The organism is Bradyrhizobium sp. R2.2-H (assembly GCF_004346455.1).
Classification (GTDB): domain Bacteria; phylum Pseudomonadota; class Alphaproteobacteria; order Rhizobiales; family Xanthobacteraceae; genus Bradyrhizobium; species Bradyrhizobium diversitatis.
Map to the genome: position 1 here is coordinate 67,508 of NZ_SMBR01000019.1, position 13,626 is coordinate 81,133.

Annotated in this window: 10 protein-coding genes; 5 read left to right on the forward strand and 5 right to left on the reverse strand. The window is 65.3% G+C overall.

Annotated features, from left to right (window positions below; translation table 11 throughout):
* Positions 1 to 84: 84 nt before the first annotated feature.
* A complete protein-coding gene (locus EDE08_RS34145) occupies positions 85 to 1,992 on the reverse strand; it encodes a M3 family oligoendopeptidase (protein WP_131873938.1) in 1,908 nt (635 codons plus the stop codon).
* 127 nt (positions 1,993 to 2,119) lie between these two features.
* On the opposite strand from EDE08_RS34145, the gene EDE08_RS34150 reads away from it, so the two are divergent.
* The 3 genes from EDE08_RS34150 (at position 2,120) to mepK (ending at position 8,064) form a co-directional block, all read left to right on the forward strand.
* Entirely contained in the window at positions 2,120 to 3,616 is a 1,497-nt protein-coding gene (locus tag EDE08_RS34150) for a sigma-54-dependent transcriptional regulator (RefSeq protein ID WP_131873936.1), read from the forward strand.
* A gap of 350 nt (positions 3,617 to 3,966) precedes the next feature.
* On the forward strand, positions 3,967 to 6,162 hold the full coding sequence (locus EDE08_RS34155; protein ID WP_131873934.1) for a L,D-transpeptidase family protein: 2,196 nt from the start codon (positions 3,967 to 3,969) through the stop codon (positions 6,160 to 6,162).
* A 285-nt stretch (positions 6,163 to 6,447) separates the two neighbouring features.
* The gene (mepK, locus tag EDE08_RS34160) at positions 6,448 to 8,064 is read left to right on the forward strand and encodes a peptidoglycan L,D-endopeptidase MepK (protein WP_245524976.1); all 1,617 of its coding nucleotides are present in this window, start codon (positions 6,448 to 6,450) and stop codon (positions 8,062 to 8,064) included.
* A gap of 137 nt (positions 8,065 to 8,201) precedes the next feature.
* Here the strand turns inward: mepK and EDE08_RS34165 are convergent, their stop codons facing one another.
* The 4 genes from EDE08_RS34165 to EDE08_RS34180 all read right to left on the reverse strand — a co-directional run bounded on the left by EDE08_RS34165 (position 8,202) and on the right by EDE08_RS34180 (position 11,327).
* Positions 8,202 to 8,627, reverse strand: a complete 426-nt coding sequence (locus EDE08_RS34165; RefSeq protein WP_131873930.1) for a DUF1801 domain-containing protein — start codon at positions 8,625 to 8,627, stop codon at positions 8,202 to 8,204.
* Positions 8,628 to 8,669: 42 nt separating this feature from the next.
* Complete coding sequence (locus tag EDE08_RS34170; RefSeq protein WP_131873928.1) at positions 8,670 to 10,436, reverse strand: adenylate/guanylate cyclase domain-containing protein; 1,767 nt, start codon at positions 10,434 to 10,436, stop codon at positions 8,670 to 8,672.
* 116 nt (positions 10,437 to 10,552) lie between these two features.
* Positions 10,553 to 10,825, reverse strand: coding sequence for a DUF2312 domain-containing protein (locus tag EDE08_RS34175; protein ID WP_008546273.1), 273 nt, complete (start codon positions 10,823 to 10,825; stop codon positions 10,553 to 10,555).
* Positions 10,826 to 11,021: 196 nt separating this feature from the next.
* Positions 11,022 to 11,327, reverse strand: coding sequence for a DUF1244 domain-containing protein (locus EDE08_RS34180; RefSeq protein WP_131873926.1), 306 nt, complete (start codon positions 11,325 to 11,327; stop codon positions 11,022 to 11,024).
* A 168-nt stretch (positions 11,328 to 11,495) separates the two neighbouring features.
* Here EDE08_RS34180 and EDE08_RS34185 point away from each other — a divergent pair, with 168 nt between their 5' ends.
* On the forward strand, positions 11,496 to 12,089 hold the full coding sequence (locus tag EDE08_RS34185) for a DUF1036 domain-containing protein (protein ID WP_131873924.1): 594 nt from the start codon (positions 11,496 to 11,498) through the stop codon (positions 12,087 to 12,089).
* Positions 12,086 to 13,522, forward strand: a complete 1,437-nt coding sequence (pyk, locus tag EDE08_RS34190) for a pyruvate kinase (RefSeq protein ID WP_131873922.1) — start codon at positions 12,086 to 12,088, stop codon at positions 13,520 to 13,522. The genes EDE08_RS34185 and pyk overlap by 4 nt, the downstream gene beginning before the upstream one ends.
* Positions 13,523 to 13,626 lie beyond the last annotated feature (104 nt).

Here is a 13,626-nt window from a genome sequence, read left to right on the forward strand (position 1 = left end):
TCCAACCTGTTATACATGTGTATAACATCATCGGAGACCTAGTTCAACAGATGTTTTACGTACCACGAGCGGCGCCCTCCTACCTCAGCCCATCGCCTCCAGCTCGTCGATCATCCCGGCGATGACGCTGAGCCCGCCGTCCCAGAACTTCGGGTCCTTGGCATCCAGCCCGAACGGCCGCAGCAACTCGGAATAGTGCTTGGTGCCGCCGGCGGCGAGCATGTCGAGATAGCGCTCGGCAAACCCTTCCGCCGCATTCTCGTAGACGGCGTAGAGCGAGTTCACGAGGCAGTCGCCGAAGGCATAGGCGTAGACGTAGAACGGCGAATGGATGAAATGTGGGATGTACATCCAGTAGTTCTCGTAGCCCGCCTTGATCTCGATCGCGGGCCCCAGGCTCTCGCCCTGCACCGACAGCCAGATCTCGCCGAGCCGCGTCGCGGTGAGCTCGCCATTCTTGCGCTCGGTGTGGACCGCGCGCTCGAAGGAATAGAACGCGATCTGCCGCACCACGGTGTTGATCATGTCCTCGACTTTGCCGGCGAGCAGCGCCTGGCGCTGTTTCGCGTTCTTGGTCTGGGCCAGCAGCCGCCGGAAGGTCAGCATCTCGCCGAACACGCTCGCGGTCTCCGCCAGCGTCAGCGGCGTCGGCGCCATCAGCGCGCCGTTCTTGGCGGCGAGCACCTGATGGACGCCATGGCCAAGCTCATGCGCGAGCGTCATCACGTCGCGCGGCTTGCCCTGGTAGTTCATGAGCACGTAGGGGTGCGCCGACGGCGTGGTCGGGTGCGAGAAGGCGCCCGGCGCCTTGCCCGGCCGCACCGGCGCGTCGATCCAGCGATCGGTGAAGAAGCGTTCGGCGATGTCGGCCATCTTGGGCGAGAAACCACGATAGGCTGTCAGCACCATGTTCCGCGCATCGGGCCAGCCGATCACGTCGGTGGCCGCAAACGGCAGCGGCGCGTTGCGGTCCCAATAGGCCAGCCGCTTCTTGCCGAACCATTTCGCCTTCAGCGCATAATAGCGATGCGACAGCTTCGGATAGGCCGCGCGCACCGAGGCGACCAGCGCATCCACCACCTCGCGCTCGACCCGGTTGTTGAGATGGCGGGAATCCGCGACGTCCTTGAAGCCGCGCCAGCGGTCGGAGATGTCCTTGTCCTTGGCCAGCGTGTTGGTGATCAGCGCAAAGGTACGCTCATTGGCCTTGAAGGTTTTCGCCAGCGCTGCCGCCGCGCTCTTGCGCTTGGCGCCATCGCGGTCCTGCAGCAGAGTGAGCGTCGGCTCGATCGCGAGCTCCTTGGAGCCGATCTTGAAGCGCAGGCCGGATATGGTCTGGTCGAACAGCCGGTTGAAGGCGGAATAGCCGGTCTGCGCCTTCTCCAGGAAGAGCTGCTCGAGCTTGTCGTCGAGCTGGTACGGCTTCTCCTTGCGCAAGTCTTCGATCCACGGACGGTAGTAGGCGAGCTCGGTGGCCTGCATCGCGCGGTTCAAAATATCGTCATCGATCCGATTGAGCTCGAGCGCGAAGAACAGAAGATGCGTCGACGCCGCCGTCAGGCGCTCGGACACGTCGCCGTAAAACTTTGAAATCGCGGGGTCAACGCTGTCGCCGGCATGGACGAGACCGGCATAGGAGCCGAGACGGCCGGCGAGATCGTCGATCGCCTCATAGCGTCGCACGGCTTCGGCGAGCCATTTTCCGCCATCTTCGTTTGCTGTCCCTGTTGCCAGCTTGCCCTTGTAGTCCGTCTCGAAGGCGACGCAGTCGATATCCAGCTTTTCGAGATCGCGTGCCACTTCCGGCGCGTCGATCCCGGAATAGAGATCGGCGAGGTTCCACTCCGGAAGCTTGCCGGTCTTGCTCGCAGCCTTTCCAAGCGAAGGCTCGGCGAGCGAAGGTTTGGAGGATCTTTTCTTGGCGGAGGATTTCTTGGTGGCTGGCTTGCGGAGTGCCGATTTTGTGAGAGCGGTCTTTGAGCGCGAAGTCATTGTGTGGAAAACCTGTGTTCAACAATCGCGACGGCGGGCGGGGGCATCAAGGCTTAAGCATGCGTTAATCGGCTTCGGCCAGAGTGCCCCGATTCGAGACAGATAGTAGTAGCGTGCGGGGAACACCATGGCTGCCAGTATTTTGATCGCCGACGACGACGCTGTAGCCCGCCGGCTGGTCGAGAACATGGTGCAGAAATGCGGCTATGAGACGGTCGTCGTGGACTCCGGGGACGCCGCAATCGCCACCCTCACCGCCCCCGACGCGCCGGCCGTCGACGCCGTCATCCTCGATCTCGTGATGCCCGGCCTCGACGGCATGGGCGTACTTGCGAAGATCCGCGACGCCGGCCTGAGCATCCCCGTCATCGTGCAGACCGCCCATGGCGGCATCGACAACGTGATCTCGGCGATGCGCGCGGGCGCGGCAGATTTCGTCGTCAAGCCGGTCGGCGTGGAGCGGCTCCAGGTCTCCCTGCGCAACGCGCTCAACACGTCCGCGCTCAAGGGCGAATTGCAGCGCATCCGTCACAGCCGTGAGGGCCGGCTGACTTTCTCCGACATCATCACGCGCGCCGAGGCAATGACCCCGGTGATGCGCGCCGCGCAGAAGGCGGCGAATTCCGCGATCCCCGTGCTGATCGAGGGCGAATCCGGCGTCGGCAAGGAAATGTTCGCGCGCGCCATCCATGGCAGCGGCGAGCGCAAGGCCAAGCCATTCGTCGCGGTCAATTGCGGCGCGATTCCCGACAACCTCGTCGAGTCCATCCTGTTCGGCCACGAGAAGGGCGCCTTCACCGGCGCCACCGAGCGGCACATGGGCAAGTTTGTCGAGGCTCATGGCGGCACGCTGTTTCTGGACGAGGTCAGCGAGCTGCCGCTGACCGCGCAGGTGAAGCTGCTGCGCGCGCTGCAGGAAGGTGCCGTGGAGGCCGTCGGCGGCCGCAAGCCGGTCAAGGTCGACGTCCGCATCATCTCGGCAACCAATCGCAAGCTGCTGGAGCGGGTGAAACAGGGACATTTCCGGGAAGACCTGTTCTATCGCCTGCACGTGCTGCCGCTGACGATTCCCTCGCTGCGCGCCCGGCGCGAGGACATCCCGCATCTGCTCAGGCATTTCCTGGCGCGCTTTGCCGCCGAGGAGAACCGCCCAATCACCGGCATCACCGGCGAGGCGGTGGCGCACCTGGCCCAGCTCGACTGGCCCGGCAACATCCGCCAGCTCGAAAACGCGGTCTACCGCGCCGTGGTGATGAGCGACGGCGACCAGCTCGACATTGGCGATTTTCCCCTGCTCGCCTCGCAACCGCATCCCGCCACTGATATTCCGACCGCACCGCTGATGCTCGAGCCGGCGGCGATGCCTTCGGTGGTCTCAGGTAACGAAATACCGATCGCGCCACTCCCCGCCGTGGGAACTCTCGCCATGCTCACCGCGACCGGCGATGTCCGCGCGCTGGAGGACATGGAGAACGAGATCATCCGCTTCGCGATCTCGCACTATCGCGGCCAGATGTCTGAAGTGGCTCGCCGCCTCAAGATCGGCCGGTCGACGCTCTACCGCAAACTCGACGAGGCCGGGGTTCCCGGACATGGCGGCAAAAGCGGTGAGGAGACGCACTGAGCCGGGTGCGAACGGAGGTTCGCGCGACGGTGCGCGACAGCGGTAAGCTGTTCGCATGACGACAGAATTCGACCGTGATTTGAACCGTGACCCGGAAGTGACAGACAGACGGAAAACCGCGTGGCAGAAGCGCACAATCCGTTGCCAAGAGGCTCCCTTGAAGTCAGTTTGTCGTGAGTTGTCCCGGGTAGCGCTGGCCGCAGAATCGGGGCCTGTATATCGTCTGCGTAGGAATCGTTGCGTGCAGGCGTGCAACTTTCGAGAGGCCGGCGCAGTTTAGCCGAAGCTCATCAATAGGCGATAACGAAGCTGTTCCACGAGGGGACAGCTCACCCGAGGGGTGCGACACAATGCGTGACTGTTTGAACCACCGTGCGGGCTTTGACCGTGTCTTGATGACGGTCGCAGCGACCTTCCTCGCGGTGTCCGCCAGCTCGGCGCTGGCGCAGGACCAGGCGCGCAGCAGCGCCGCCGAACTCGCGATCGAAGCTGCGATCCCGCGCCCCGAGCCGGCAAACGTCCCGCCCCCCACTGCAGCCGACATCAAGCTCGACACCACCGCCACGGTGCCGGATCCCACCAAGGAAATCGCGAAGGAGCCCGTCAAGGCGGACGCCGCGCCTGCGCCGGACAAGGTCGAGACCAGGCCGTCCGACGTCGCCACCACGCCGGCGCCCGAAGCGCCGAAGAGCGAGACTGCGAAGACCGAGCCCGCAAACACCGAGCCTGCAAAGGCTGACACCGCGACCGCCACGCCGGCGGCTCCCGCGGCACCTGCTGCAGCGGCTCCCGCCGCCGAGCCGGTGAAGGCCGCGAGCAACGTGCCCGCCGCCGACCAGCCGGTCGCGGACAAGCTCAAGGACATCATCGGCGCCAAGACCTCGCGCTATTTCGACCGCAAGAACGAGCGCGCGGCGATCGAGAAGTTCTACGCCGCACGCGATTTCGCGCCGGTCTGGACGCAAAGCGGCAGCCCGACCGCTGCGGCGAAGGGCGTGATCGCGCGGCTGAAGGACGCGGCCTCCGACGGCCTCAATCCCGCGGACTATCCGTTGCCGGATTTCGCCGCCGCCACGACGCCCGATGCGCTCGCGGATGCCGAGCTCAAGCTCACCGCCAGCATGTTCGACTACGCACGCCATGCCCAGAGCGGCCGGATGCATTGGTCGCAGGTCAGCGGCGACATTCTCTATCCCGAGCATCCGGTCGACCCCAACGAGGTGCTCGCCAAGGTCACGACCGCGGCGGATGCGTCCGCAGCGCTCGACAGCTACAACCCGCCGCACAAGCTCTACAAGGAGCTGAAGGCCAAGCTCGCCGAGCTGCGCGGCCAGGGCAACGGCCCGGTGATCGAGATCGCCGACGGCCCGGCGCTGAAATACACCCGGGCCAGCAAGAAGCGCGCTGAAATCGTCGTCGAAGATCCGCGCGTGCCGCAGCTCCGCGCCAAGCTCGGCCTTGCCGAGAACGCCGGCGACACCCGTTACGACGCGGCGGTCGCCGAGGCCGTGCGCAAATTCCAGAGCGGCGCCGAGATGAAGCCGACCGGCATCCTCGACGACAAGACGGTCAAGGCGCTCAACACCCCCAAGCGCGACAAACAGATCGACGTGGTGGTGGTGAACATGGAGCGCTGGCGCTGGCTGCCGCGCGACCTCGGCGCGCCTTCGCTGGGTGATGCCTATGTCATCCTCAACATTCCCGACTTCACGCTGAAGGTGATGCAGCGCGGCCAGCAGGTCTGGACCACCCGCGTCGTCACCGGCAAGCCCGGCCAGCACGCCACCCCGCTGCTGACCGAGACGATGAAGTACATCACGGTCAATCCGACCTGGAACGTGCCGCCGTCGATCGTCTACAACGAATACCTGCCGGCGCTGCAGCAGGACCCGACCGTGCTTCAGCGCATGGGCCTCAAGCTCGAACAGAACCGCGACGGCTCGGTGCACATCTCGCAGCCGCCCGGCGAAGCCAACGCGCTCGGCCGCATTCGCTTCAACTTCCCGAACAAGTTCCTGGTCTATCAGCACGACACGCCGGACAAACAATTGTTCGCCAGGGACGAGCGCGCCTTCAGCCATGGCTGCATGCGCGTGCAGAATCCGGATCAGTACGCCTCCGTGCTGCTCAACATCACCATGCCGAATGAGAAGTACACGCCGGAGCGCGTGCGCAGCATGTACGGCAAGAGCGAGATCGATCTGAAATTCCCGACCCCGATCCCGGTCAACATCACCTATCAGACTGCGTTCGTGGATGACGCCGGCAAGCTGCAATTCCGCAAGGACATCTACGGTCGCGATGCGGCCATGATCAACATCCTGAAGAACAACCGCGGCAAGGACCTCGAGGCTGTCGTCGCCCATTCCCAGCCGAACTATTCGCGCCCGCCGACGACGCTGCCATCAGGGGTCGCGGTGGCCAACAATGGCGGGGGCTTCGGCTCGTCTGGGCTAAACTTCTTCGAGCGGCTGTTCGGAGCGCCGACCCCGGCCCAGCCGCCGGCGCCGGTCGGCCGTCGTCCGCAGCGAGTGTTTACCCGCTGAGGCCGGCTCAGCGCCAGGCTCACAAGAATTCTGCAATGAAATCAGCGGCCCCGTCCTTTGGATGGGGCCGCTTAACGTTAACCATGCGCCAACCCGCGCCGGGGCGGCGGGCGTTTTTTTGCCACAGTCAACCGCTTAGGATCGTACTCTGACTTGGTTTGGGGGCGGGAAGGTCAACCTCGAATTAACCTTCTTGCTTTAAGAAAGCGTTCATCCTCTTCGCGCTGCTAACGGGGTTGGCGGGAGAGTCCATTTTGAACGCTCGTCGACTGGGTGGGCTCATACGTGCTGACTGGTCTCGCACGCCAATTCGCTGTGCTGTCGTTGTCCCATGCGGGAGTGAAGGCCGGATCCCGGATCGGCCTCGCCTCCGTGTTGCTGCTTGCCGCCGCAGGTTCGGTCCACGACGCCGCGGCGCTGAACGAGACCAAGACGCTCTCCTTCCACCACACCCATTCCGGTGAAGACCTCACCGTCACCTTCAAGCGCGACGGCCGCTATGACGAAGCCGCGCTGAAGCAGCTCAACCACTTTTTGCGCGACTGGCGCACCCAGGACGAGACGGTCATGGACCGTCGCCTCTTCGACATCCTCTGGGAAGTCTATCGCGACGTCGACGGCAAGCAGCCGATCCAGATCATCTCCTCCTACCGCTCCCCCGCTACCAACGCCATGCTCCGCCGCCGCTCCTCCGGCGTGGCGCGCTCCAGCCAGCACATGCTGGGACATGCGATGGACTTCTACATCCCGGGCGTGCCGCTGGAGCAGATCCGTTTCGCCGGCCTGCGCCTCCAGCGCGGCGGCGTCGGTTTCTATCCGACCTCCGGCTCGCCCTTCGTGCATCTGGACACCGGCAGCGTGCGGCACTGGCCGCGCATGACGCACGACCAGCTCGCCCGCGTTTTCCCGGACGGCAAGACGGTGCATCTGCCGACCGACGGCGTTCCGCTGAAGAACTATGAGCTGGCAAAGGCCGAGATCGAGCGGCGCGGCAGCGGCGACGACGCCGGCAGCAAGCCGAATTTCTTCGCCGCCTTGTTCAGGAGCAAGCCGGCTCCTGCCGCGAGCAGCGACGAGGATGACGAGGGCGCGCCCGCAACGGCCGCGAAGCCGTCCGCGCCGACCGTGGTCGCAGCCGCCGCCAGGCCCGCCGAGCCGGTGCCGACGCCCCGCGCCAAGCCGCAGATCGCCGCAACCCTCCAGCTCGCTTCGGCCGATGCCCAGATCGTTGCGCCGCCGCCGAAGCCCGCGCCCGTGGCTGACAAGCGCGCGACCGGCAAGTCTGTCGAGGGCAAGCTGGAGACGCCGGCCGACATCATCAACGCCCGCGGCTTCTGGGATGATGTCCCGGCCGCGCCGCAGCAGGCGACGCCGGCTCAGGTCGCAGCGTTGAAGGCGCGTCAGGCGCTGGCCGCCGCCACCGATCCGCAACCAACCGCGAGCGTGACCAACGCGGCCTTCCAGGCCCTGGCCTACGCGCCGGCGGCCTCCCCGGTCGACCGCGCCAACGTCGTCGCAGCGTCAGCACCGATCCCGCGCACCGCCCGCCCGTCTGCGGCCTCCCGCAGCGTGGCCCAGGCGACGGAGATCAACATGGTGGTCGGCAAGAGCATCGACGGCAGGGTCGCAACCGCCACCCGCCTCTCTGCGGCCAAGGGCGAAAACATCTGGCTCAAGATCGTGATGCTGTCGCCGAGCGCCAGCCGCGCGATGTCGGTGACGCTGATGGGCGAGCTCGACATGGTCGCGCTGCGTGCCTATTTCGTCAAGCCGCGCGCGGTCGTCGCGATGGGTTTTGTCGACGATCCGATGCAGGGCCTGTCCTGCGACAGCTTCTCGGGCAGCGCGACCGCGAAGCTCGAGACCACGTCGTTCGTCATGCGCACCGCGGCGCTGCGCTGAGGCCGGTAGCCCCTCTCTCTATCCACGAACTCGGCCTCGTAGCCCGGATGAGCGCAGCGACATCCGGGAAAGCAGCGCGCGCTGAAACAGCCCGGATATCGCTTCGCTCATCCGGGCTACAGGTTCACAGCATCTATTTATTTCGCTTTCCCGCCCCGCCGGTCCAGATGATAGGTCAGCGCCAGCGACAAGCAGACGGCGAGCTCCCGCTTCGGCAATTTGCCCGCCACCGGCAACAGCAACGCCCTGGTCTGCCGATACTCGAACTCATCTGGAAAGCGCTCGCGAAAGGTGTCGATCAGTGTCGTCTTGCAGTTGAACAGAATGGCGGCGTGATCGGAATCCTTCAGGCGGCCGAGCCTGATCGTTGAGCCGCTGCCCGTCTCTTCGGTCAGGTAGGCGGGTTCACCCCATTTCAGGGTTTCGCTGAGCTGGCCGACCTCCTCATGCGCCGCAGCGGTCGCAAAGATCAGCTCGCGTACCTGAAGAAGCCGCTTGCGCATCGGCGTCGGAAAGGCGTCGAAGGCCCGGCTCACCTCGCGCGGCAATATCGGCTCGGTCACAGTCTCACTCTCGATGGAGAGGCAATCGGTCTCCGCGCCAAGTCAAGCCGGCAGGCCTGCCCGGAGAAGGCCTGCCTCATAGCGCTGACGATCGACCTCCCGCTTATAATGCTGGGTAGCGAGATGACTGGCCACCGAAAATGCCGGCTCGCGCTTGAGAACTTCGGCCGCGTGCGCGCCAGCCGCCACTGCATTGCCCATCTGCGCGAAGATCCCGGCAAGGAAGGCGTGATGGGTGTGATCGGGGCGTGAGATCCTCGAGAAGGCTTCGGCGGCTTCGGCGTATTTCTCGGCACAGTAATAGGCGCGCCCGAGATGGCTCCAGAAGCGCTCTGGATGATAGGGGTTGAGGCGCATCGCTTTCCTGATCCAGTCGATGCCCTCCTCCGGCCGCCCCAGCCAGGTCAGCAGTTCGCCCTGCTGCACCACCACGAGGTCATAGTTCGGGTTGAGCGCGAGCGCGCGTTCCTGATGATAGGCGGCCTTGCCATGGTCGTCGCGGTTCAGATTGAGTGCCGCGAGGATGCGGTGGACGTCGCTGTCATTGTCGTCGAGGCCCAGCGCGGTTTCCAGCTCTGCAGCCACCTGCTCGAAGGTGGCGTCGCGATCCGCGCACCAGTTATAGACCCAGGTCTGGCCGAGGACGCACGCCTTCCACGCGTGCGCGTGAGCATAGTTCGCGTCGAGTTCGAGCGCCCGACCAAGCAGAAGTTGCGCCCGCGCATTGTCTTCGCGATTGGAGCGATGGTGCAGGATCTTCGCGGCCAGCACGCATTCATAAGCTGCCATGTTGTCCGTCGGTTTGCGGTTCGCTCGATCGTGCGTCGCAGCCTCGACACGGCCCGGCAACGTGGCGGCGATCGCCCGGGTCATCTCGTCCTGGATCGCGAAGATGTCCTTGAGCTCGCCGTCATAGCGCTCGGCCCAGATATGCCGATCCGTCTCGGCATCGATCAGCTGCACGGTGACGCGGACGCGATCTCCGGCCTTTCGCACGCTTCCCTCGATGACGTAGTCGACACCGAATTCGCGCCCGACATCCTGTACCTTGACCGACTTTCCCTTGTACACGAACGTCGAGTTGCGCGAGATCACCAGCAGGTCGTGGAAGCGTGAAAGCTCCGTGATGATGTCCTCGGTCAAACCGTCCGCAAAGAACTCCTGCTCCGGATCGCCGCTCATGTTGGCAAAGGGCAGCACGGCGATGGACGGCTTCTTCGACTTACCAGTCGCCTTTGCAGCGGCCGTCGTGCCGGCTGTCGCGCTTGCCAGCCCATCCTCCAATCGAATCCGGTACACGCGGATGGAACGCGCGATGTTCTTGACGTTCTGCTCGCCGATGTCCTCGAATGCGACACCATCGAGACGCTGGCCCAGCTGGTCGCGCACCGCGCTGGAGATGCAGATGCCTCCGGGTTCGGCCAGCGCCTCCAACCGTGCCGCGACGTTGACACCATCGCCGAAAATGTCGTTCTGGTCGACGATCACGTCGCCCAGATTGATACCGATGCGGAATTGGATCCATCGCGGCGGCGGGACATCGGCGTTGCGGCGCCCCATCCGGCTCTGAATTTCAGCAGCGCACAACACTGCATCGACGACGCTGTGGAATTCGACGAGCAGGCCGTCGCCCGTGGTCTTGATGATGCGGCCGTGATTTTTGGCAATCGCCGGATCGATGAGCTCGATCCGGTGGGTCTTCAGACGCGCGAGCGTGCCACCCTCGTCGACCTCCATGAGCCGACTAAAGCCGACCATGTCAGCCGCGAGGACCGCGGCGAGCCTGCGCTCTGGTCCAGGCACATCCATTGCTCGGTCCCTTCACCGAGCATTCTAGCAGACCAGCGGATTTTACCCAAGCGCAGGCCGTCCGCAAATTGCGCCCGGCGAGGTACTCTTATGGATGAGGCGCGGGCCCGTCGCCTTCAGATCATCCCCAGCGCCTGCATGTAGGTCTCGAGAATGGTCTCGGCCTCGGCGCGCTCGTTGGGGTCCTGCTTGCGCAGGCGCACGATGGTGCGCAGCGCCTTGACGTCGTAGCCGTTGCCCTTGCTCTCGGCATAGACGTCGCGGATGTCGTCGGAGATCGCCTTCTTCTCTTCCTCCAGCCGCTCGATGCGCTCGATGATGGACTTGAGCTGGTCCTTGGCAAATTTCGTCGCGGGCTCGTCGTCGCGGACGGCGGCGGAGGTGGCCATCTTGTACTCCCAATGGAACTGGCAAAACGAGGTGACGCCGGCATCCCTCACCGCGCGTGCTGGGTAGACCCTTAGGGTTGGGGCCAGCTGCATTCAAGCAAGCATCGCGCTCGTCCACAGCGCGCCCACACCTTCCTGCGCCGCGGCGAAGAAAGCTGTTGTCCGGGTGCGACTCGGGCGATGGAGGTCGGGCCGTTCAATGCTCGTGGGGATGGACCTTCTTCATCGTCTCGAGCTGCTCGGGCGTGGCCGTGCCCTGGTACTTCGCCTTCCAGGTCTCGTAGGGCATGCCGTAGATGGCCTCCCGGCTCTCGTCCTTGCTCAAGGGCACGCCCTGGGCGTCCGCGGCGTCCTTGAGCCAGTTGGAGAGGCAGTTGCGGCAGAAACCCGCCAGATTCATCAGATCGATGTTCTGGACGTCCGTCCGCGTCTTCAAATGGTCGACCAGGCGCCGGAAAGCCGCCGCCTCGAGCTCCGTTCTGGTTTTGTCGTCGATTGCCATGGCTGTATTCCTTAAGGGCCCGTCCCGATGGCGGTCACCCTTACGGGATCAGGTGGGTCCTGTCACAGATTTTGCCATATCGCGGCGCAAACGGGCCAAAGCCCGGCTACGGGGCGCGTCCCCGGCCCAACGCCAAATCGTCAATGATCTGGTATAGCTTCCGCGACAATGATTGCCGAATCTCCCCGCTTCCCGCTTCGCCTGCTCGCCCGGTTGGTCCCGGTGCTGGTCGTCGCCCTGCTGTGCCTTTGCGCCAGCCCCGCCTCGGCCGATTTCCGCCTCTGCAACAACACGTCGAGCCGGGTCGGGATCGCGCTCGGCTACAAGGATGCCGAGGGCTGGACCACCGAGGGCTGGTGGAACATCTCCTCGCGCTCCTGTGAGACGCTGCTCCGGGGCACGCTGGTCGCCCGCTACTACTACATCTACGCCATCGACTATGACCGCGGCGGCGAATGGTCGGGCCAGGCCTTCATGTGCTCGCGCGACAAGGAGTTCACCATACGCGGCACCGAGGATTGCCTCGCGCGCGGCTATGACCGGACCGGCTATTTCGAGGTCGACACCGGTGAGCAGCGGGCCTGGACGGTGCAGCTGACCGACGTGAACGAACAGCCTGGACAGCAGCGCGTACCTGGCCTGCCCGGCCCGGTTGGCCCGGGTGGGGTTCCCGGTTTGCCCAATGGTCCGCCCGGTGGTACGCCCCCCGCCGCGCCTGGCCTCCCGCCAGCGCCCTCGTCCCCGTCTGGAAATAAGCCATGAGGCGTCTTCGCCGTATCAAGATTCTCGCGACCCTGGGACCGGCTTCTTCAGACCTCGCGATGATCCGCCGCCTGTTCGAGGCCGGCGCCGACCTGTTCCGCATCAACATGAGCCACACCTCGCATGACAAGATGCGGGAGCTGGTGGCGACGATCCGCAACGTCGAGAGCAGCTATGGCCGGCCGATCGGCATCCTGGTGGACCTCCAGGGCCCCAAGCTCCGGCTCGGCGCCTTTGCCGAAGGCGCGGTCCAGCTCCAGAACGGGCAGACCTTCACGCTGGACTCCGACAAGACGCCGGGCGATGCCACGCGCGTCAATCTCCCGCATCCGGAGATCCTGGCTGCGTTGCGGCCAGGCCATGCGCTGCTGCTCGACGACGGCAAGGTGCGGCTGATCGCGGAGGAGACCTCGAAAGAGCACGCGGTGACGCGTGTCGTGGTCGGCGGCAGGATGAGCGACCGCAAGGGCGTCAGCCTGCCCGACACCGACCTGCCGGTCTCGGCGATGACGCCGAAGGACCGCGCCGACCTCGAGGCGGCCCTCGTCACCGGCGTCGACTGGATCGCGCTATCGTTCGTGCAGCGCGCCGACGACGTCATCGAGGCCAAGAAGATGATCCGCGGCCGCGCCGCCGTGATGGCCAAGATCGAGAAGCCGCAGGCGATCGATCGCCTCGCCGACATCATCGAAGCCTCCGACGCGCTGATGGTGGCGCGTGGCGATCTCGGCGTCGAACTGCCGCTCGAGCGCGTGCCGAGCCTGCAGAAGCAGATGACGCGGATGGCCCGCCGCGCCGGCAAGCCGGTGGTGATCGCGACCCAGATGCTGGAATCGATGATCCAGTCGCCGGTGCCGACCCGCGCCGAAGTCTCCGACGTCGCCACGGCCGTCTACGAGGGTGCCGACGCCATCATGCTGTCGGCGGAATCGGCGGCCGGCAAATTCCCGGTCGAGGCGGTCTCGACCATGAACCGCATCGGCGAGGAGGTCGAGCGCGACCCGACCTATCGCTCGGTGGTCACGGCCCAGCGTCCCGCGCCGGAATCCACCGCGGGCGATGCCATCGCGGACGCCGCCCGGCAGATCGCCGAGACGCTCGACCTGCCCGCCCTGATCTGCTGGACCAGTTCGGGCTCGACCGCGGTGCGCGTGGCCCGCGAACGGCCGAAGCCGCCGATCGTGGCGATCACGCCGAACATCACCACCGGCCGCCGGCTCGCCGTGGCCTGGGGCGTGCATTGCGTGGTGGCGGAAGACGCGCGCGACCAGGACGACATGGTGAGCCGCGCCGGCCAGATCGCGTTCCGGGACGGTTTCGTTCGCGCCGGCCAGCGCGTGATCATCGTCGCCGGCGTCCCGCTCGGCATTCCCGGCACCACCAACATGGTGCGCATCGCCTCGGTCGGCCCCGAGGGCGACGCCAACATGTGAGGCCCGCCGGGGCGGCCAAACAAAAAGTCGAAAAACAACCCCATGCACAGTAGCCGGCCAGAACCGGCCGGCTTGCTGGGATGTCGCGAAAAAGCATGCGCGGG